The organism is methane-oxidizing endosymbiont of Gigantopelta aegis (assembly GCF_016097405.1).
GTDB lineage: Bacteria > Pseudomonadota > Gammaproteobacteria > Methylococcales > Methylomonadaceae > Methylomarinum.
In genome coordinates this window covers 1,570,460-1,589,716 of the sequence record NZ_JAEHGD010000001.1, presented here as the reverse complement: position 1 = coordinate 1,589,716, position 19,257 = coordinate 1,570,460, and the positions used below count along the sequence as shown (strand labels likewise).

Here is a 19,257-nt window from a genome sequence, read left to right as displayed (position 1 = left end):
CTTATACTCCCTGCTCGCGTTTATAGGCCTTGATAATGACCATAAAGGCCAAAAAATCATATAGCCCATGAATGATAATGGGGGTCAAAAGATTCCGTTCACCGCCATAGTCCAGAGACAGGCCCAGATAGATTCCGACCAATGTTGCAATCACAAAATAGACAGGTGTTACCGCATGAACCAGACCAAAAATCAGATTACTTAACAGTAATCCACCATTTAGCCCCCAATGATTCTCAAACCAGGGCTGCAAGACACCGCGAAACAAAATTTCTTCGGCAACTCCCGCAATACCGGCCAACACCATAAAATCCGCCCAATTACAATGACTTAAAGCGGGACCCAAAGTATCGAGCAACAAACGGCGAATTTTTTGCACCTCAGCATACGGCAAGTTTTGCATGACAATAAACAACAAAAACAACGGCACGGTGCCGATGATACCGTAAAACACAGCTTGCTCTGAAAAATACAGTGCAACAAAAGGATTGATGTCTGCAATCCAGCCTAAAAACAGGGCGACTAAAATCAGTGATGCCTCAAAAAGACAGGCTGATTTGAAAAAATTTTCAGAATTTTCAGTCATGGTTATTTAACGCGACAGAGAAAAGCCCTATTTTACCCGAAGCTGTTAAAATAGACGCTTTTAAACCATGATTGTTGAAATAAAATGCAGTGTTTTATCTACAAAAGCCTGAAGAAAGATGAGCTTTATTTGTACATCAAACAAAAAGATGATTTTTCTGAGGTCCCCGAAACCTTACTCGAAAGCTTGGGGAGACTGGAATTTGTTATGGCGTTGGCGTTGGCTCCGGAACGCACGTTAGCCAGAGTGGATGTCAATCAGGTCATGCAAAGCCTGACAGAAAAAGGCTTTTTCATTCAAATGCCACCCACCCCGATCACAGCCAATATTAACCTGAAGAACAGTCCGTTACATTAGACTCAGGCCTTAGGCAAGGTAACGCCGCGCTGACCTTGATATTTGCCACCACGATCAAGATACGATGTTTCGCAAACCTCATCGCCGGTAAAAAACAACATTTGAGCAACACCTTCATTCGCATATATTTTTGCCGGCAAAGGCGTCGTATTGGAAAACTCCAATGTCACATGTCCCTCCCATTCGGGTTCAAGTGGTGTAACATTGACGATAATGCCACATCGAGCATAGGTTGATTTCCCTAAACAAATCGTCAGCACATCCCGCGGAATCCGGAAATACTCGACTGTTCGGGCTAATGCGAACGAATTCGGCGGAATAATGCAGACATCGGACTGAACATCTACAAAACTGTCTTCGGCAAAATCTTTAGGATCAACGATGGCGGAATTGATGTTGGTAAAAATTTTGAATTCATCAGAACAGCGCACATCATAGCCATAACTCGATGTACCATAAGAGATTATCCGACCCTGTTCGGATTCCCTAACCTGGTTCGGTTCGAACGGCTCGATCATAGCGTGTTGCTCTGCCATGCGCCGGATCCATTTATCTGCTTTTATTCCCATTTTTTTGCTCAATTAACATAAAGGAAAGCAGGCGCTGAGTCGCTGTCATCAAATAAAGCATTTCCAATTTCAAAAATGCACCTTAAAGACTTTAATGACAGTGAGATTCAGAACGCCTGCCGTCTATTCTTTGTTAGAGTTTACGATAAATGTCTGCACCTTCTTTAAGAAATTGTTCGGATTTTTCATCCATTCCTTTCTTCAGGGCTTCCTGTTCATCCAAACCTTTTTCTGCCGCATAATCACGCACATCCTGTGAAATTTTCATAGAACAGAAATGTGGACCACACATGGAGCAAAAATGCGCAACTTTAGCCGAGTCTTTCGGCAAGGTTTCATCATGAAATGAACGAGCTTTTTCAGGATCCAGACCAATATTGAATTGATCTTCCCAGCGGAACTCGAAACGTGCTTTAGACATCGCGTTATCACGCGCTTGAGCGGCTGGATGTCCTTTCGCCAAATCCGCAGCATGAGCCGCAATCTTGTAAGTCACGATACCTTCACGCACATCTTCCTTGTTTGGCAGCCCCAGATGTTCTTTTTGTGTGACATAGCACAGCATGGCACAGCCATACCAGCCAATATTAGCGGCACCGATGGCTGAGGTAATATGATCATATCCTGGTGCAATATCGGTTGTCAGTGGGCCCAGGGTGTAAAATGGTGCCTCATGACAATCATCCAGCTGCTTTTCCATATTGATCTTGATCATATGTAACGGCACATGCCCCGGTCCTTCAATCATGGTTTGCACATCATGCTTCCAAGCGATTTGGGTTAATTCACCTAAGGTTTCCAGCTCACCAAATTGTGCTTCGTCATTGGCATCATAAATTGACCCCGGCCGTAAACCATCACCTAAAGAAAAGGACACATCATAGGCCTTCATAATGTCGCAGATTTCTTCGAAATGCGTATAGAGGAAGCTTTCGGTATGATGCGCTAGACACCATTTTGCCATGATTGAGCCTCCACGAGACACAATGCCGGTCAAACGCTTGGCAGTCAGCGGAACGTGATGCAATCTGACACCGGCATGAATAGTAAAATAATCCACGCCCTGTTCGGCTTGCTCGATCAAAGTATCGCGGAAAATTTCCCAAGTTAATTCTTCGGCCTTACCATCTACTTTCTCCAGTGCCTGATAAATCGGTACGGTGCCAATCGGTACTGGTGAGTTTCTGAGTATCCATTCGCGCGTTTCATGAATGTTTTTACCCGTCGATAAATCCATGATGGTATCGGCACCCCACCGGATACCCCAGAGCATTTTTTCAACTTCTTCTTCTATGGAAGAAGTCACCGCCGAATTACCTAAATTACCGTTAATCTTCACCAGAAAATTACGCCCGATAATCATCGGTTCCGATTCAGGGTGATTTATATTAGCCGGAATAATCGCCCGGCCCCGTGCTACCTCATCGCGTACGAACTCGGGGGTAATGACATCAGGAATATTGGCACCTAATGGCTGACCGGGATGACGGCCTTTCAAATAGGCTTTCATTTCCTCCATATTTTGATTTTCACGGATTGCGATATATTCCATTTCCGGCGTAATGATACCTTGCCTGGCATAATGCATTTGCGTTACATTTGCACCGGATTTCGCCCGTCTCGGCTTTCGCGTCAATTGAAAGCGCAACTCTGCCGTTTCAGGATCGGCCAGGCGCTCCTGTCCAAACTTAGAGCTTGGCCCATCCAACAATTCAGTATCACCCCGCTCTTCGATCCAGCCTGCCCGAATTGCCGCTAACCCTTTGTGCAAATCAATGGCAACATCCGGGTCAGTATAAACGCCGGAGGTATCGTATACATACAATGGCGGGTTTTTTTCGGCACCGAATTGGGCAGGGGTGTCGGAGAGTGTGATTTTACGCATTGGAACCCGGATGTCAGGGCGACTGCCTTGAACATAAATTTTTTCGGATGCGGGATAGGAATCAATTTTTATACTACTGGCTAAATCCCCAGTAATTTCATTACGGACAGCGCTCATGCTTATCTCCAAATTCATGAATTTGTTAAGCGCAGGGAAGAGGTGGCTTTCCTACGCCGGTATTAGCCGGTTCAGGTTCAAAGGGTTTGTCTCAGCTTTTTTATGGTCTTCGCATATGAGAAAACCATAAAAGCACCCCTAGCCTTGCGTGAACTGATTAAGGTAATGGATATTACTTACAAATGCAAGTTCGTGAGTCTAAATAACACGCCAACTACGCCTTCCAATCTACTGATAATTTAACAGTTTTACGAGGCTATCTATAAAACAGATAATCTCAAAAACATTCTTAACCCATTGGCTTTGATTTCTTTGGCGTGATGTCCATGCACCACCTTTAATTCAACCCTACAAATGCTCATTAAATTGCATTAAGGTTATGATTTTTCGGACAACAAATGTTATTATTTAACCCACTAACAGGTAACAGTTTTTATAATCAATGTCGATTGATACGCGCGAACCCGCAAAACCCGTTTTGGAATTCAAGAATGCCACACTTAATGTGCCCGTGCTTATCTTGCACAGTGCCAATCTCGCTCAAATTGAGCATCAATTACTTGAAAAAATAAGCCAAGCGCCGGATTTTTTTAAACACTCTCCCATTGTGCTTGATTTACATGACATCAATAGTCATGATTTATCGCTAGATGTGCAAACTTTAATTGAATTATTACGGACGAATCATTTTTTACCGGTCGGCATCCGAGGTGGAAACGACGAACAAAACCAACAAGCCTTAACGTTAGGCATTCCATACCACTCATCACAAGCCGTCACTCATCCTGTCTCAGAAAAAAAAGTCGAAACGCTTAAACCCTCTGTGACAATTGAACAACCTGCAGAACCTGTCGAAAACAAATTTATCAATACTCCCGTCCGCTCAGGTCAACGCATTTACTCACGTGGCGATCTGATTATTGCGGCAACCGTCAGCGCTGGTGCAGAAATTATGGCTGAAGGCAATATTCATGTCTATGGCGCACTTAGAGGCCGTGCCTTAGCGGGTGTACAAGGCAATCCCAACAGCCGGATTTTCTGCTCCAGGCTTGAGGCAGAATTGATTTCCATTGCTGGAAATTACAAAATAAATGATGAAATTGATTCCGACAATCTTAACAAACCCGTACAGATTTTTTTACAAGAACACGCTCTGATCATAGAGTCTATTTAATATTCCCGGAGGAAAACCATTGGCTAGAATAATCGTCGTAACATCAGGCAAAGGCGGCGTTGGAAAAACAACAACCAGCGCGGCGATAGCCATGGGCCTGGCTAAAAAAGGGCATAAAACAGCCGTTATCGATTTTGATGTGGGCTTGCGTAATCTGGATTTAATTATGGGTTGTGAACGACGCGTCGTTTATGACTTTGTCAACGTCATCAATGAGGAAGCAACGTTAAACCAGGCGCTTATCAAAGACAAACGTTGCAACCAACTGTATATTCTCCCCGCCTCACAAACGCGAGATAAAGATGCCTTGACCAAAGAAGGCGTAGGCAAGGTTCTAGAAGAACTGAGCAAGGACTTCAAATACATTGTCTGCGATTCTCCAGCCGGTATTGAGCGTGGCGCCAACCTGGCCATGTATTTTGCCGATGATGCCTTTGTTGTCACTAACCCTGAAGTCGCTTCTGTTAGAGACTCTGATCGTATGCTAGGCATTCTTTCCAGCAAATCTCGGCGTGCCGAACAAGGTGATGAACCCATCAAGGAATACTTGCTATTGACACGCTACTCGCCTGCCCGCGTCAAAGTAGGTGAAATGCTAAGCGTTGATGATGTTCAAGATATTTTATCTTTACATTTATTAGGTGTTATTCCAGAATCTCAGTCTGTTCTCAACGCATCCAACTCTGGCGTCCCAGTCATCCTGGATGAACAAAGTGATGCCGGACAAGCTTATAGCGATGTTGTCGCCCGCTACCTGGGAGAAGAGCGTCCGCATCGATTTATTGAAGAAGAGAAAAAAGGCTTGTTTGGCAAGCTATTCAGGAGCAAATGATGAGCCTGTTAGATTATTTTAAGTCCACCAAGCCTAAATCCGCTTCAGTGGCAAAAGAACGTTTACAGATTTTGATTGCCCATGAACGAAACGCCAGAAACCAGCCCTCTTATCTTCCTGAACTACAGAAAGAACTGTTGGCCGTGGTAAAAAAATATGTTGATGTCGATCAAGATGCTATCTCTGTTCATCTTGAACAGGATGCCGATCAAGAAACATTAGAACTGAATATTGTTTTACCTGAAGAATCTGTAAAAAAACCCTAACTATCTTAAACTTAAGGAGTCATCATGTCTGAAATTGCAATTGGTAAAGCGGCTGGAAAAATTTGGGAATACCTGGATAAAAACGGGGAAGCCAGTGTGTCAAAAATCACTAAAGAAACTGGATTAAATCGTAATGATGCCCAGCGCGCGATAGGCTGGCTGGCAAAAGAAGGTAAACTGAATTTTGAAACCCAGGGCCGAAGCGAACTATTGTCTTTAAAATAAATACTTAAAAAGCGGGTAAGGCGAACCCGCCTTACCCATTCCAAGCCACAAGCTCTTCGCAACTAAAGCTTTATTGTATCTACTCACCCCCTCTAAAAAGCAGGTGTAGGTTGTTGATTTATCAGGCTTGCATAACAGGGATGTTATGCAGAACTACATGGATGTATTCACGTGTCCTGATAAATCAATGACCTACTCCGGCTAAAACACAACCGGGTGAGCAGTTACGCTTTATTTACATTAAGAAAATCGTCGCCAACCCCAGGAACGACATAAAGCCGATAACATCTGTCACAGTTGTCAACAAAACCCCCCCAGCAAGCGCTGGGTCAATGCCAATTTTATCCAGTATCACTGGGATAGCGGCACCCGCCAATGCGGCGCAAATCAAGTTAATAATCATCGCAGCGCCCAATAACAAGCCAAGACTCATGCTTTGGAACCATAAGCCACCAATTGTCGCGACCACAACGGCCCACAATATACCATTAATGGCACCGACAGCCATTTCTTTAAAAAACAGCCGCTTCGCATTGGCCGAACTGATTTGACGCAAAGCCAACCCTCTGACCACCAAGGTCAGTGTCTGGGTTCCTGCGATACCGCCCATGCTCGCAACAATTGGCATTAAAACGGCAAGCGCTGCAATTTGCTCTAGAGTTGCTTCGAACAAGCCAATGACCCATGATGCCAAAAAGGCTGTGAACAAATTGATTCCCAGCCAATGTGCACGGCGCTTAGCACTCACTGAAACCGGCGCAAACATATCCTGTTCTTCATCTAAGCCAGCCATACTCATAATATTATGGTCAGCTTCTTCACGGATAATATCGACCACATCATCAATGGTTATCCGCCCTAAAACACGTCGATCATCCGAAATAACTGGCGCTGAAAGCATATCCCGTTGTTCAAACATAATCGCAACATCATGCGCAGGCATGGAATATGGAATCGCTATCGCATTGACATCCATTACATCCGCAACTTTGGTATGCCCATCGACAGTCAAAAGTTTATCTAAATATAAAAGACCTTTAAAGTGATCTTTCCTGTCCACAACAATCAAACTGTCGGTATTAGGCGGCATTTCCCCCCGTTGACGTAAATAACGCAAGACAACATCCAGGTTAACGTCAGAGCGGATGGTGATAATATCCATGGACATTAACCCACCCGCCGAATGCTCATCAAAAGCTAAAGCTGATTCTAGGCGACTCCGTTCCTGTAAACCGATCGCATCCATAACTTGCGATAATAATGGCTCCGGCAATACCTGCAGCAAGTCCACCATATCATCGGATTCCATTTCCGCGGTAGCCTTAATCAAATCATTACGATCGGTGATTTTTAATAAGGACTGGCCAACTTCGGTGTTCACCCTGACCAGAATTTCCCCCATAACATTGGGTGGAATAACCGCCCAGATTTTTTTCCGCTGCTCAGGCTCTAATGATTCAAGAATATGGGCTGTTTCAGCAGGAAATAATGAATGAACAAAATCCCTTATTTTGTACTGAGACCCTGTTTTGAGTACTTCAGTTGCACGATCTAACAAGGATTCAGTTTGTTTTTTTTCTGTTTTTGGCATAAAAATCCTAAAAAGCCCTGTGGTGTTTAGATTATCAAAAGCGCCTGCAAACTTATCCTGGCATTTATCATACCATTCCTCAAATACGTTCGACTGCAGGCTTCTATCCTTAATATAGCTAAAAACTAATTTTGATAGATTTCGCTATCGCTCCCGGCAACGGCTCCATGCGTTGCTCGCTCGCCCTAGAATTTAGATACGCTCTCCGTATAAAAACTTCAACATACCGGCAGTTTTTTTGTCGTACACAAAGAGCAAATATGCCCATTATCGCTGCAACTCACGATGTCTGGCAATAACATTTTGGTTATTTAATTTAAAATGGCCTGTTAACTTTTCCACCAGATAAACCGAACGATGCCGTCCACCCGTACACCCCATCGCAACAGTCAAATAGCTACGGTTGTCCGCTTCAAAACGTGGCACCCATCGTTCAACAAAGCTCCGGACATCCATAAAATACTGTTGCACCATATCTTCTTTTTGTAGAAATTCAATAACAGGCTGGTCTTTACCACTGTATTCACGTAATTCAGTCACCCAAAAGGGATTAGGCAAACAACGTACATCAAACACAAAATCAGCTTCAAGCGGAAGGCCATATTTAAAACCAAATGATAAAAACTGAATAATCATTTGCTTTTGATGCCCTTCTCCCAGTTGGATTTTTAGAATTTCTCTGAGCTGGTGATAATGCGTATGACTGGTATCAATAACGATATCAGCGCATTTAGCAATGGGCCGCAACATATCCTTTTCAGCCCGCAACGCCTCTACTAAGGGTTTATTCCCATCAGTCAAAGGGTGCTTTCTACGTGTTTCACTGTAGCGCTTCAGCAATACATTTTCTTCTGATTGCAAATATAAAACTTCACAATCGATACCTTGAGAGCGAATAAAATCCAGATTTTCAGAAAACTTTAACAAGGCCTCTGATTTATTTCTGGCATCGATACCAATGGCTGTTTTTTCGTAGGTTTTTTTATCATCCAGCATGACATGCCGAATAAAATCTTCAAGCAAGGTAACGGGTAAATTGTCGATACAATAATATCCGCAATCTTCCAAGGTATCTAAAGCGATACTTTTCCCGGAGCCAGAAAGGCCACTGACGATGAGCAACTTCATTTAATGAGTGATTTTTAAATGCTTGTGGCGCAATAGGAAACACCACAAGCATTGTGTAGATAGAAAAAACGCACGTTATCCTGTAAAGGTGTTAACGATGGTTTTTGGTTTTTTCTTTATGCTTGATAATTTGTCTATCCAGTTTGTCTACCATATTATCAATTGCTGTGTACATATCATCTTGTGAATCTTCGGCATATAATTTTGCCCCACTGATCTGTACGGTGGCTTCCGCTTTCTGCACATGCTTTTCAACAGTCAAAATCACATGAATATCGACAACATTATCAAAATGCCGTTTTAATTTTTTGATCTTATCTTCGACATGATTTCTTAATGAATCGGTAATTTCGACGTGATGACCCGTTACACTGATTTGCATGAATAACTCCTGTTGTTAATAATAAAAATACGTCAAAGAACTTTTTTTCTTTGACTGGATGGGGGGATGGACATGGCTTCGCGATATTTGGCCACTGTTCTACGCGCCACATTGATCCCTTGTTCCTTTAATAAATTGGCTATCTTACTATCACTTAATGGTTTGGTTGGTTTTTCCGAAGCGACAAACTCTTTTATCAAAGATTTAATAGCCGTTGCCGAGCATTCCCCCCCATTACTGGTTGAAACATGACTGGAAAAGAAATACTTGAATTCAATTATACCACTAGGTGTATGCATATACTTACGGGTTGTTACCCGGGAGATGGTTGATTCATGCAGCTCCAACTCTTCGGCGACATCCCGCAACACCATAGGTCTCATCGCAATTGGGCCATGTTCGAAAAAATCCAGTTGATGCCTGACGATACTTTGTGCCACTTTCAGCAATGTTTCATTCCGACTGAGCAAACTTTTGATAAACCAGCGCGCCTCTTGCAAATGATCTTTCATAAACACATTATCTTGGCTATTATCTGCCCGCTTGATCAAACCCGAATACACTGGATTGATACGCAATTTCGGTGCAATTTCAGGATTCAAGCTAACCTGCCATTCGCCATTTCGCTTCATGACATAAACATCGGGAATAATATATTCCTGCTCAAAATTTCTAAAATAAGCGCCCGGTTTTGGATCAAGGCGCTTGATCACCCCAATAGCCTGAGTGAACTCCGTTTCGGTCATCCCCAATCGTCGCGCTAACCGGTTTCGTTGATGAGCGACCAATTCCTCCAGATAATCCACCAACATTAAAGCCTGCTGGCGATATGGCGTATCAGGCGGTAATTGTTTTAATTGCAGGGTTAAACACTCGGCCAAATCACGGCAACCGATGCCAAGGGGGTCAAAATTTTGAATTTGATGTAAAACGGCTTGCACTTCATCGACTTCCAGATCATCCAATTGTTGACTTAAACCCTGATGAATCTCTTCCACTGATTGCATCAGATAACCATCGTCATCAATCGCATCAATAATGGCAACACCAATCGCATGATCCCGTTCACTGAAACGGCTCATTTCCAGCTGCCATACCAAATGATCCTGCAAGGTTTCAACCTTACTGCGAAAATTCTCAAACTCTACGGCTTCGCCAGGTTCACTGCCTGCCATCGAGGGAATCGATGATTCAAAAACATCTTCCCAACTGCTATCAATCGGCAGTTCATCTGGAATATCGGTTTGTGATCCTTCACTGGTCATTTGATCGCTGCTATCGATCTTTTTTTCAATCCGATCGGTTTTTTCCTCTTCATCAATTTCAAGCATCATGTTCGATTCCAGCGCCTGCTGAATTTCCTGCTGCAAATCCAGCGTTGATAATTGCAACAGTTTAATCGCCTGCTGCAATTGCGGCGTCATGGTCAGGCTTTGCCCGAGTCGAAGTTGGAGTGATTGCTTCATCGATAGTTACAAACTGAAATTTTCACCTAGATAGACTTGTTTAACCAAGTCATTGCTGACAATCTCTGACGTCGTGCCGGTTGCAATGACTTTACCTTCATTAAGTATATAAGCCCTATCACATATTTCCAGTGTCGCACGCACCTTATGTTCAGTAATTAAAATACCAATACCCCGCTGCTTAAGATGAAAGATAATTTTTTGCAGATCAATAACAGAAATGGGATCAACACCCGCAAAAGGCTCATCCAATAAAATAAATTGCGGATCGGTCGCTAAAGCCCTGGCAATTTCAACACGTCGACGCTCGCCACCAGACAACCCCATAGCTTTCTGATCACGCAGATGCGCAATCCCGAATTCATCTAATAGTTCGTCGATCAAAAGCTCTCCTTGTCCTTCAGTCAAATCTTCTCTGATCTGAATCACCGCCCGTAAATTATCAGCCACGCTCAATTTACGAAAAACCGACGCTTCCTGTGCCAGATAACCGATGCCCATTCGGGCTCGGCTGTGCATGGGATAATGCGTAATATCATGGTCATCTAAAAGGATTTGTCCACTATCCGGCCTGATCAAACCCACAATCATATAAAAACTGGTCGTTTTCCCGGCACCATTTGGCCCGAGTAAGCCGACGACTTCCCCGGTATTGATTTCAAGACTGACATGATCAACCACATTACGTTTATTGTAGCGCTTGACCAGATCGATAGTCGTCAAACGACTCATGGCTTATTTTCCTCAACGTTACGAGGTTTGAATACGGAATGAACACGCTTTGAATCAGAGGATTTTTCGCCAGCCATAACCAATGAATTTCGACTGTCATAACGAATCAATTCACTGGCTGTCTTATGCTCGCCCTGCCAAACTTCAGCCTTTTTTTTCAGAATCAATAAATTTTTGGCGGGATAATATTCGCCAATCAACGCCCGCCCTGTGATTTTTTCTGCACCTTCAGAGGGAATTTGTTCAAATCGAGCAGGCTTGCCCGTAGCAACCAGTTTTTTGATTTCGCCATTATTCAAATAGACCACCAACTTATCCGACCATACTTTAAGCGTGCCTTGAACGGTCACGACATTGCCGGTATAAACACTGGTCTGCGCCCTGTCGTTATACGTTGCCGTATTTGAATCGATATAAATGGGTTGTTTTGAATCACTTTCCAACGCCATAGCCGCAAAAGAAAGCAATGCCATCAACAAAAAACTAGCGAACTTCATAATATCCTTTAACATGTGATAATAAGGTTAATTGAATCGGTGATTTGAACGTCAGACGCATCCCAATACCGGTCGTTCTATTTGCTGCACTGATAATTTCTGACCATTGCGTTGTTTTCGCGAACGATGTCGGCAAATGCACCTGTAATTCCGAAGTATTTATAATCAACTCATCATGCGCAGGACGCGCCTCGCGCTGTATTTTTACCTTGCCTTGCAACAGTAAATTATCCCCATCAGCCTGCAAAATACCCCGTTCCGAGCGAATCACCCAGGGTGCCGTATTATCATTGTTATACAGCGTCATTACAGGATGCTGCAAATGGGTTGTACCATCACCAGCATAATGCGTCAGCTTATCGGCCACCAACAAGCTTTTCGGTTGACCGGCCTCATCCATTTCTTTTTTTTGATAATCTATACTGAAATAATCGACCGGATTATTTCGTTTTACAGTGACCTGCTCTTGTTCTGGTGTATTCAAACGCACCAGAACGTAGGATAAAACGGCCAGAATAACGAGTACGCCATAAAATCGGGCGCTTTGCTGCATCATGACAAAAACAACTTCAACACCTGATCGAAACGACCTTGCGCCTGCATAATCATATCGCAGACCTCCCTGACAGCCCCCAAACCTCCAGGCGTTTGCGTACACCAGTCCGCATATTGCTTAACAGCAAAATTAGCATCTTGAACCGCAACCGACAGCCCTACCCGCCTCATTATTGGCAAATCGAGTAAATCATCACCGACATGCGCAGCATGCTCAGGCGCAATCGAAAGTTTTTCCAGAATCTCATAAAACGCGGCTATTTTGTCTTCATGCCCCTGATAAACCAGATCAATACCTAGATTCTTCATGCGAATGGCGACTGAATTGGATTTTCGCCCGGAAATGACGGCAACTTCTACGCCAGTTTGACGCAACAATTTAATACCATGACCATCCCGTGCATGAAAACATTTATATTCCACACCTTGATCATCAAAAAACAAGCGCCCATCGGTCAATACGCCGTCGACATCCAAAATCAGCAATTTCACTGATCGCGCTTTTTTCAAAATCTTTTCGGAAACCATATTTTGCATCCTTAATCCAGACTTGCCATTATAGTCCTGTAACACATTACTCAATAATCCACCCGTAGCTTGTGCAAAACGGTGGATAACTACTTAGCGTATTTATAAAGAGAAATAGTTTACTATCAGTTGCTTACGGAAGAAGTGTATGTGACAGGGATGTCACATACAAGCCTACACGGATGTATTTACGACGTCTTCTGGAGTAAGTGACTGATAGTAAACACCTAAATACACTGAGTAGTAACAGCCAGGTTAAATGATACCGGCACGCAGCAAGTCGTGCATATTCAATGCCCCAACCAAACGTTGATTTTCATCGGTGACCAGCAATGCATTAATTTTCTTTTGCTCCATAATCTGCATTGCTTCAGCCGCTAAAAGTTGCGAATCAACAGTAGTACATGGCGAAGTCATCACCTCGGCAACCGTGGTCTGATGCACATCATCACGCTTTTCCAGCATCCTGCGTAAATCACCATCGGTAAAAATACCCAGAACATGCTGATTGTCATCGATAACGGCCGTCATACCCAGTTTTTTTTCTGTCATTTCCAGCAATGCCTGCGCCACCAGAGTATCGGGTTTTACGCATGGCAATTTCTCACCCTGATGCATCAAATCACTCACCCGCATAATCAAACGCCGCCCTAAACTGCCTCCCGGGTGGGACAGGGCAAAATCATCACGGGAAAAACCACGCGTTTCCAGCAATGCCACCGCCAATGCATCCCCCATCACCAAGGCCGCCGTCGTACTAGCCGTCGGCGCCAAACCTAAAGGACAGGCTTCTTTTTCGACGGCAACATTCAAATGCGCATCAGCCAAAGTCGCCAACGATGACAGCGGCTGACCTGTCATCGCAATCAATGGCACATGCAAACGTTTGATAATCGGCAAAATCGTCAATATTTCACCGGTCTCGCCAGAATTAGACAAGGCCAAAACCACATCCTGGCGAGTAATCATGCCCAAATCCCCATGACTAGCTTCACCCGGATGTACAAAAAAAGCAGGTGTCCCGGTACTCGCCAAGGTCGCGGCAATCTTTCCGGCAATATGTCCTGATTTCCCCATGCCAGTCACAATAACCCGTCCCTGGCACGCCAGCATCAATTGACAGGCGTGAACAAACTGGTCGTCAATACGCTCTACTAAGGCTGCCACTGCATTCTTTTCAGCCTCGATGACGGCCACAGCTAATGCCTTAAAATTGTACGCACCTGACTTCATGTTGTAACCGGCGTAACTGCAGCGTGATAAACGACCCATTGATAACTCATATAAGCCAAAACTAGTAGCCCCCCCTCGCCCCGACTGATACGCCCGACTTGCTTATAACCATAGCCCATAATGAACAAAACTGCTGTCAACCCTAACATAACCGGAAAATCTCGGACTAAAACAGTCTCATCAAGCCTGATGCCTGCCACGAACCCGGGCAAAGAATACACAGCTAAAAGATTATAGACATTAGAGCCAATAATATTGCCGACGGCTAGATCGTCCTCACCTTTCAACACACTCGTAATTGACGCGGCTAATTCGGGCAAACTGGTACCCACAGCGACGATGGTCAAACCGATAACCATATCGCTCACCCCAAACGCCTCTGCAATATTAACCGCCGACCAAACTAGAATACGTGAACTCACCAACAGCCCAAACAGCCCTAACAGCGTATAGACAATAGCTTTAAACATGCTGATATCTTTAGGAATTTCCGCTTCCAATTCTTTCGTCAGCTCATCCTGTCGACCTTGCCGGGCTAACTGAATGAGCCAAACAATAAACACGCCCAAGACAATCAGCATCCAGATACTGTCGCCGATGCTCAAACCATCAAACGCTAACAAAAAACACATAAGGCAGATCAAAGCCAAAACCGGCAACTCGCGCTTCAACAACCCTGAATGCACAACTAATGGTGATACCATGGCTGTCAAGCCTAAAATCAGGCCAATATTAGCGATATTCGACCCCAACGCATTACCAATAGCCAACCCGCCATTCCCTTCGAAAGATGCAATCGCCGAAACCAGAATTTCTGGAGCTGAGGTTCCAAGACCAACAATCGTCAGCCCAATCAATAAGGTCGAAACTCCCATATTTCGAGCGATTGAAGCGGTTCCTATCACAAATTTATCGGCGGAAACCACTAAAACCACGAGGCCTCCGATGAGCGCAAGAAAGTTAATCAGCATAAATCTCTTAATCAGTTAAAAAATCGGGATATTATGGCATGATCCCGTTCTGACTTGGATGGGTTTTAAGCCCACTTTACCAGCAAAAACATAACCTACTGATAAATAAGGTTAAAATTTTCACGCACTTCGATAACAGCAAGACTGGGTTAAATTTGTAGGATGGCTAGAGCGGTAAGCGAAACCCATTAAAACAATCGTCAGTATGCTTAAATCCTGCCTTGCCATTGATGGCCCATAAAGAGTTAATTTTTTAATGAATTGTTGGTAACGCCGGGTAAATGATGATGGGTTTTGCTCACTGCTCTACTCATCCGGCCCGAAAAAGGTATAGAGATTGAAAATCAATCACTTATGTTATCGTGAATTATATACGCCTGCTTTGGAAAGTGGCTTTAATTGACTTAAACTGGCAATGTCGTGGAGAATACACGGTTTTCCAGACTGATGATGAATGCAATCTGAGCCCTATGAGTAAAACCAGACATCCTGCAACAACGAAAAACCACAATGGATAATATTGTCACGATAAAAAACCTGGTTTTCATGCGCGGCCAACGCAAAATTTTCGATGACATATCCCTCGATATTCGGCGCGGCAAAGTAACGGCTATCATGGGGCCAAGTGGGACCGGAAAAACCACCTTATTGAAATTAATTGGCGGTCAATTATCGCCACAATCTGGTTCGGTTGTAGTCAACCAGCAAAATGTTCACCAGCTAAAACGCTCCGAACTGTTTGCGTTACGCAAACAAATGGGCATGCTGTTTCAGTCAGGCGCCTTGCTAACAGATATTGATGTCTATGAAAATGTCGCCTTCCCACTACGGGAACATACGCGGCTTTCAGAATCGATGATTCGCACCCTGGTGTTGATGAAACTACAAGCGGTTGGGCTGCGCGGGGCGCGGCATTTAATGCCTTCAGAATTATCCGGCGGTATGGCCCGCAGAGTCGCACTAGCCCGCGCAATTGCGCTGGATCCGATGATGATCATGTATGACGAGCCATTTACCGGGCAGGACCCGATTTCGATGGGCGCCTTAATTCATCTGATCAAAGCCCTCAACAAAACGCTGGGATTGACCAGTATCATTGTGTCACACGATGTGCAAGAAACAGCCGCAATTGCCGATTATATTTATGTTTTATCTGACGGTAAAATTGTCGGCGAAGGGACACCCGAACAAATCGCAACCTCCAACTCGGAATGGGTTCAACAATTTATGCAAGGTAAAGCCGATGGGCCGGTGCATTTCCATTACCCTGCCCCCGATTATTTTGACGATTTAATGTCAAATCAGTTGAGTTAAGACATGATGCAAATCTTTCAATATCTGGGTGCGTCAACCCGCAGCCGTTTTGCTAAATTAGGCCGTGCAACCTTTTTTCTGCTGCATAGTTTACCCGGCCTCGTCGATGTTTTACGACGACCAAGCCTATTTATCCGACAAATCTATTCTGTCGGCGTCTTATCCTTCTTACTGATTACAGTTTCAGGCTTGTTTGTCGGCATGGTGTTGGCATTGCAAGGCTATTACACCTTGTCGGATTTCGGTGCAGAAGCATCGCTAGGCGTCATGATTGCCGCCTCCTTAGTACGAGAATTAGGTCCTGTGGTCGCAGCCCTGTTGTTTGCCGGTCGCGCAGGCTCTGCCCTTTCAGCCGAAATTGGTTTAATGAAAACGACTGAACAATTGTCCGGCATGGAAATGATGGCCGTTGATCCGATTCGACGCGTTATCTTTCCCCGCTTTCTGGCCGGCATTTTTTCCATGCCCTTACTCGCCGCTTTATTCAGCGCAGTCGGTATTATGGGTGGCCATATGGTTGGCGTAGGTATGCTTGGCGTTGACGATGGTTCATTTTGGTCACAAATGCAGGCCGGAATCGATTTTTATGATGATGTCATCAATGGTTTTATAAAAAGCCTAGTGTTCGGCTTTGTCGTCACCTGGATTGCCTTGTTCGAAGGCTATGACGCCATCCCGACATCAGAAGGCGTCAGCCGGGCGACCACTCGAACCGTAGTCAATTCAGCCTTTTCTGTTTTGGCGCTGGATTTTATTCTTACAGCGCTCATGTTTGGAGATATTTAACATGTCGAATACCTATACTCAGGACACATTAGTTGGTTTTTTTGTTGCCTGTGGCATTGCTGCTCTTTTTTATATGTCATTACAAGTCAGTAATCTGAGCAGTTATCTGGATACGTCCAATACCTATACGATTACAGCCAGTTTCGAGAACTCAGGTGGCTTGAAAGTAAAATCCAAAGTCTCTGTCGCCGGCGTGACCGTTGGCCGTGTCTCCGCCATAAAACTGGATAAAACCCGTTACGAATCCATTGTTGAAATGCAAATAGACAAACAATTCAACACTTTACCGACCGACACTACCGCTAGCATCTTTACCGCTGGATTACTCGGTGAACAATATATCAGCCTCGAACCCGGTGGCTCTGATGAATACTTGCAAGATGGCGACGCTATTGATATTACTCAGTCAGCCATCGTGCTAGAAGAAGTCATCGGCCAGTTTCTTTTCAAAAAAGCATCGGAATAAACGTGGACAATATTAAATTGTTAAAACAGGATTCCGGTGAATACAAATTGCACGGTGAACTCACCTTTAATCGTATCGATAAAAATACCGCCCGTTTATTACAAAACCTGACGCAAACAAAGCACCTGGTCATTGACTTAAGCCCGGTCAAACGCGCCGACAGCGCAGGGCTTGCTTTATTGATTGAATGGATTAAACAATCTGTGCGTCACCAACAAAAAATCTGTTTTAAGAACATACCCGAACAGCTCACAGCACTTGCCGCTTTGAGCGGCTTTGATAATTCAGATTATTTTATTCAAAACTGTACAACAAAAGCTAAACTTGATGGATAAACTATTAATAAGCGGCGGAAAACCTCTGACCGGAGAACTTAGAATATCGGGCGCAAAAAATGCCGCATTACCGATTCTCGCGGCCACACTCTTGTCCGAATGCCCCGTTACCATTGGTAATATTCCCCATTTACATGATATCACCACCACTATGGAATTATTGGGCAGGATGGGGGTTCAACTGACCATCGATGAAAAAATGAACATCGAGGTCGACAGTAATACCATTGACAAATTCGAAGCGCCGTATGAGCTGGTCAAAACCATGCGTGCCTCAATTCTGGTCTTAGGGCCTTTATTGGCTCGCTTCGGCGAAGCGCATGTTTCTCTGCCCGGCGGCTGTGCCATTGGCACCCGTCCTGTCGATATCCATTTATCCTCTCTGGAGAAAATGGGCGCTGAAATTCGGGTTGAACAAGGCTATATCCATGCCAAAGTCGATCGTCTGAAAGGCTGTCGACTCGTATTGGACAAAATCACCGTAACCGGCACTGAAAACCTGTTAATGGCCGCGACACTCGCAGAGGGTGAAACCATTATAGAAAATGCCGCCAAAGAACCTGAAGTGACTGATTTGGCAAATTTTCTCAATAAACTGGGCGCTAAAATTAAAGGCATCGGCACCGATATTCTTACGATTCAAGGCGTAGAAAGCTTAGGCCAACCGGATTTACATTATTCCATTTTGCCCGACCGGATTGAGACAGGTACTTACCTAGTTGCCGCCGCAATCAGTCAGGGTTCGGTCTTGTTAAAAGATACCAATCCTGAGTTACTCGATGCGGTGCTGGATAAATTACGCGAAACCGGCGCTGAAATCACCACCGGTGAAAACTGGATCAAGCTGGATATGAATGGCAGACGACCTAAAGCTGTCAGCGTAAGAACCGCGCCATACCCAGCCTTCCCGACCGATATGCAGGCTCAGTTTACCGCTTTGAACACCATTGCCGAAGGGGTTGGCATTATCACTGAAACCGTGTTTGAAAATCGGTTTATGCACGTCCAGGAACTACAACGTATGGGCGCTGATATCAAACTCGAATCCAATACCGCCATTGTCACTGGCATTAACAAACTAACTGCCGCTCCAATGATGGCCACCGATCTACGCGCTTCAGCTAGTCTGGTACTGGCCGGACTTGTTGCAGAAGGTGAAACCCTCGTTGATCGTATTTATCATATCGATCGAGGGTATGTGCATATTGAAGAAAAACTGGCGCAGCTTGGCGCCTCTATTCGCCGAATTCCAGGTTAAAAAG

23 protein-coding genes and 1 riboswitch are annotated in these 19,257 nt (G+C 44.4%); of the genes, 10 read left to right on the top strand and 13 right to left on the bottom strand.

Going from position 1 to position 19,257, the window contains the following annotated elements; all coding sequences use genetic code 11:
* Window position 1: 1 nt before the first annotated feature.
* A complete protein-coding gene (locus JEU20_RS07960; protein WP_198244818.1) occupies window positions 2-586 on the bottom strand; it encodes a CPBP family intramembrane glutamic endopeptidase in 585 nt (194 codons plus the stop codon).
* Between the two features lie 84 nt (window positions 587-670).
* Between JEU20_RS07960 and JEU20_RS07955 the strand changes: the two genes are divergently transcribed.
* The gene (locus JEU20_RS07955; protein WP_198244816.1) at window positions 671-943 is read left to right on the top strand and encodes a YcgL domain-containing protein; all 273 of its coding nucleotides are present in this window, start codon (window positions 671-673) and stop codon (window positions 941-943) included.
* Window positions 944-945: 2 nt separating this feature from the next.
* On the opposite strand, the gene dcd is transcribed toward JEU20_RS07955, so the two are convergent.
* Window positions 946-1,512, bottom strand: coding sequence for a dCTP deaminase (gene dcd, locus JEU20_RS07950; protein WP_198244814.1), 567 nt, complete (start codon window positions 1,510-1,512; stop codon window positions 946-948).
* Window positions 1,513-1,645: 133 nt separating this feature from the next.
* Window positions 1,646-3,514, bottom strand: coding sequence for a phosphomethylpyrimidine synthase ThiC (gene thiC / locus JEU20_RS07945; RefSeq protein ID WP_198244812.1), 1,869 nt, complete (start codon window positions 3,512-3,514; stop codon window positions 1,646-1,648).
* 31 nt (window positions 3,515-3,545) lie between these two features.
* Window positions 3,546-3,664, bottom strand: a riboswitch (TPP riboswitch).
* Between the two features lie 292 nt (window positions 3,665-3,956).
* Between thiC and minC the strand changes: the two genes are divergently transcribed.
* From minC to JEU20_RS07925, 4 genes are read left to right on the top strand one after another with little or no spacing between them, the layout of a single operon-like run.
* Window positions 3,957-4,688: a septum site-determining protein MinC gene (gene minC, locus JEU20_RS07940; protein WP_198244810.1), complete on the top strand. Its 732-nt coding sequence runs from the start codon at window positions 3,957-3,959 to the stop codon at window positions 4,686-4,688.
* Window positions 4,689-4,707: 19 nt separating this feature from the next.
* A complete protein-coding gene (gene minD / locus JEU20_RS07935) occupies window positions 4,708-5,520 on the top strand; it encodes a septum site-determining protein MinD (RefSeq protein ID WP_198244808.1) in 813 nt (270 codons plus the stop codon).
* Complete coding sequence (gene minE / locus JEU20_RS07930; protein WP_198244806.1) at window positions 5,520-5,786, top strand: cell division topological specificity factor MinE; 267 nt, start codon at window positions 5,520-5,522, stop codon at window positions 5,784-5,786. The genes minD and minE overlap by 1 nt, the downstream gene beginning before the upstream one ends.
* 24 nt (window positions 5,787-5,810) lie before the next feature.
* Window positions 5,811-6,011, top strand: a complete 201-nt coding sequence (locus JEU20_RS07925) for a winged helix-turn-helix domain-containing protein (protein ID WP_198244803.1) — start codon at window positions 5,811-5,813, stop codon at window positions 6,009-6,011.
* A 235-nt stretch (window positions 6,012-6,246) separates the two neighbouring features.
* Here the strand turns inward: JEU20_RS07925 and mgtE are convergent, their stop codons facing one another.
* From mgtE to JEU20_RS07875, 10 genes are all read right to left on the bottom strand, one after another.
* The gene (mgtE, locus tag JEU20_RS07920; RefSeq protein ID WP_198244801.1) at window positions 6,247-7,602 is read right to left on the bottom strand and encodes a magnesium transporter; all 1,356 of its coding nucleotides are present in this window, start codon (window positions 7,600-7,602) and stop codon (window positions 6,247-6,249) included.
* Window positions 7,603-7,869: 267 nt separating this feature from the next.
* Window positions 7,870-8,730, bottom strand: coding sequence for an RNase adapter RapZ (rapZ, locus tag JEU20_RS07915; RefSeq protein WP_198244799.1), 861 nt, complete (start codon window positions 8,728-8,730; stop codon window positions 7,870-7,872).
* Window positions 8,731-8,821: 91 nt separating this feature from the next.
* A complete protein-coding gene (gene hpf / locus JEU20_RS07910; protein ID WP_198244797.1) occupies window positions 8,822-9,112 on the bottom strand; it encodes a ribosome hibernation-promoting factor, HPF/YfiA family in 291 nt (96 codons plus the stop codon).
* Window positions 9,113-9,144: 32 nt separating this feature from the next.
* On the bottom strand, window positions 9,145-10,578 hold the full coding sequence (locus JEU20_RS07905) for an RNA polymerase factor sigma-54 (protein WP_198244795.1): 1,434 nt from the start codon (window positions 10,576-10,578) through the stop codon (window positions 9,145-9,147).
* Window positions 10,579-10,584: 6 nt separating this feature from the next.
* Window positions 10,585-11,310, bottom strand: a complete 726-nt coding sequence (lptB, locus tag JEU20_RS07900; protein WP_198244793.1) for an LPS export ABC transporter ATP-binding protein — start codon at window positions 11,308-11,310, stop codon at window positions 10,585-10,587.
* Entirely contained in the window at window positions 11,307-11,807 is a 501-nt protein-coding gene (lptA, locus tag JEU20_RS07895) for a lipopolysaccharide transport periplasmic protein LptA (protein WP_198244791.1), read from the bottom strand. The genes lptB and lptA overlap by 4 nt, the downstream gene beginning before the upstream one ends.
* A complete protein-coding gene (lptC, locus tag JEU20_RS07890; protein ID WP_198244789.1) occupies window positions 11,794-12,363 on the bottom strand; it encodes an LPS export ABC transporter periplasmic protein LptC in 570 nt (189 codons plus the stop codon). The genes lptA and lptC overlap by 14 nt, the downstream gene beginning before the upstream one ends.
* A complete protein-coding gene (gene kdsC / locus JEU20_RS07885) occupies window positions 12,360-12,899 on the bottom strand; it encodes a 3-deoxy-manno-octulosonate-8-phosphatase KdsC (protein ID WP_198244787.1) in 540 nt (179 codons plus the stop codon). The genes lptC and kdsC overlap by 4 nt, the downstream gene beginning before the upstream one ends.
* A 246-nt stretch (window positions 12,900-13,145) precedes the next feature.
* Entirely contained in the window at window positions 13,146-14,123 is a 978-nt protein-coding gene (locus tag JEU20_RS07880) for a KpsF/GutQ family sugar-phosphate isomerase (RefSeq protein ID WP_198244785.1), read from the bottom strand.
* Window positions 14,120-15,094 carry a calcium/sodium antiporter gene (locus JEU20_RS07875; RefSeq protein WP_198244783.1) on the bottom strand — a complete coding sequence of 325 codons (975 nt, stop codon included), beginning with the start codon at window positions 15,092-15,094 and terminating at the stop codon, window positions 14,120-14,122. Before JEU20_RS07875 ends, JEU20_RS07880 begins: the two co-directional genes overlap by 4 nt.
* A gap of 510 nt (window positions 15,095-15,604) precedes the next feature.
* On the opposite strand from JEU20_RS07875, the gene JEU20_RS07870 reads away from it, so the two are divergent.
* The 5 genes from JEU20_RS07870 to murA are packed head-to-tail and all read left to right on the top strand — an operon-like array spanning window position 15,605 to window position 19,253.
* A complete protein-coding gene (locus JEU20_RS07870; RefSeq protein WP_198244781.1) occupies window positions 15,605-16,408 on the top strand; it encodes an ABC transporter ATP-binding protein in 804 nt (267 codons plus the stop codon).
* Between the two features lie 3 nt (window positions 16,409-16,411).
* Window positions 16,412-17,194: a lipid asymmetry maintenance ABC transporter permease subunit MlaE gene (gene mlaE, locus JEU20_RS07865; RefSeq protein ID WP_198244779.1), complete on the top strand. Its 783-nt coding sequence runs from the start codon at window positions 16,412-16,414 to the stop codon at window positions 17,192-17,194.
* 1 nt (window position 17,195) lies between these two features.
* Entirely contained in the window at window positions 17,196-17,660 is a 465-nt protein-coding gene (gene mlaD / locus JEU20_RS07860; protein ID WP_198244777.1) for an outer membrane lipid asymmetry maintenance protein MlaD, read from the top strand.
* A gap of 2 nt (window positions 17,661-17,662) precedes the next feature.
* Window positions 17,663-17,995 carry an STAS domain-containing protein gene (locus JEU20_RS07855; protein ID WP_198244775.1) on the top strand — a complete coding sequence of 111 codons (333 nt, stop codon included), beginning with the start codon at window positions 17,663-17,665 and terminating at the stop codon, window positions 17,993-17,995.
* A complete protein-coding gene (gene murA / locus JEU20_RS07850) occupies window positions 17,988-19,253 on the top strand; it encodes a UDP-N-acetylglucosamine 1-carboxyvinyltransferase (RefSeq protein WP_198244773.1) in 1,266 nt (421 codons plus the stop codon). Before JEU20_RS07855 ends, murA begins: the two co-directional genes overlap by 8 nt.
* Window positions 19,254-19,257: the final 4 nt, after the last annotated feature.

Bases quoted from the DNA above. Each gene is read 5' to 3' on its own strand.
- JEU20_RS07960 (WP_198244818.1), bottom strand. From the start codon at position 586: ATGACTGAAAATTCTGAAAATTTTTTCAAATCAGCCTGTCTTTTTGAG.
- JEU20_RS07955 (WP_198244816.1), top strand. From the start codon at position 671: ATGCAGTGTTTTATCTACAAAAGCCTGAAGAAAGATGAGCTTTATTTG.
- dcd (WP_198244814.1), bottom strand. From the start codon at position 1,512: ATGGGAATAAAAGCAGATAAATGGATCCGGCGCATGGCAGAGCAACAC.
- thiC (WP_198244812.1), bottom strand. From the start codon at position 3,514: ATGAGCGCTGTCCGTAATGAAATTACTGGGGATTTAGCCAGTAGTATA.
- minC (WP_198244810.1), top strand. From the start codon at position 3,957: ATGTCGATTGATACGCGCGAACCCGCAAAACCCGTTTTGGAATTCAAG.
- minE (WP_198244806.1), top strand. From the start codon at position 5,520: ATGAGCCTGTTAGATTATTTTAAGTCCACCAAGCCTAAATCCGCTTCA.
- JEU20_RS07925 (WP_198244803.1), top strand. From the start codon at position 5,811: ATGTCTGAAATTGCAATTGGTAAAGCGGCTGGAAAAATTTGGGAATAC.
- mgtE (WP_198244801.1), bottom strand. From the start codon at position 7,602: ATGCCAAAAACAGAAAAAAAACAAACTGAATCCTTGTTAGATCGTGCA.
- rapZ (WP_198244799.1), bottom strand. From the start codon at position 8,730: ATGAAGTTGCTCATCGTCAGTGGCCTTTCTGGCTCCGGGAAAAGTATC.
- hpf (WP_198244797.1), bottom strand. From the start codon at position 9,112: ATGCAAATCAGTGTAACGGGTCATCACGTCGAAATTACCGATTCATTA.
- JEU20_RS07905 (WP_198244795.1), bottom strand. From the start codon at position 10,578: ATGAAGCAATCACTCCAACTTCGACTCGGGCAAAGCCTGACCATGACG.
- lptB (WP_198244793.1), bottom strand. From the start codon at position 11,310: ATGAGTCGTTTGACGACTATCGATCTGGTCAAGCGCTACAATAAACGT.
- lptA (WP_198244791.1), bottom strand. From the start codon at position 11,807: ATGAAGTTCGCTAGTTTTTTGTTGATGGCATTGCTTTCTTTTGCGGCT.
- lptC (WP_198244789.1), bottom strand. From the start codon at position 12,363: ATGATGCAGCAAAGCGCCCGATTTTATGGCGTACTCGTTATTCTGGCC.
- kdsC (WP_198244787.1), bottom strand. From the start codon at position 12,899: ATGCAAAATATGGTTTCCGAAAAGATTTTGAAAAAAGCGCGATCAGTG.
- JEU20_RS07880 (WP_198244785.1), bottom strand. From the start codon at position 14,123: ATGAAGTCAGGTGCGTACAATTTTAAGGCATTAGCTGTGGCCGTCATC.
- JEU20_RS07875 (WP_198244783.1), bottom strand. From the start codon at position 15,094: ATGCTGATTAACTTTCTTGCGCTCATCGGAGGCCTCGTGGTTTTAGTG.
- JEU20_RS07870 (WP_198244781.1), top strand. From the start codon at position 15,605: ATGGATAATATTGTCACGATAAAAAACCTGGTTTTCATGCGCGGCCAA.
- mlaE (WP_198244779.1), top strand. From the start codon at position 16,412: ATGATGCAAATCTTTCAATATCTGGGTGCGTCAACCCGCAGCCGTTTT.
- mlaD (WP_198244777.1), top strand. From the start codon at position 17,196: ATGTCGAATACCTATACTCAGGACACATTAGTTGGTTTTTTTGTTGCC.
- murA (WP_198244773.1), top strand. From the start codon at position 17,988: ATGGATAAACTATTAATAAGCGGCGGAAAACCTCTGACCGGAGAACTT.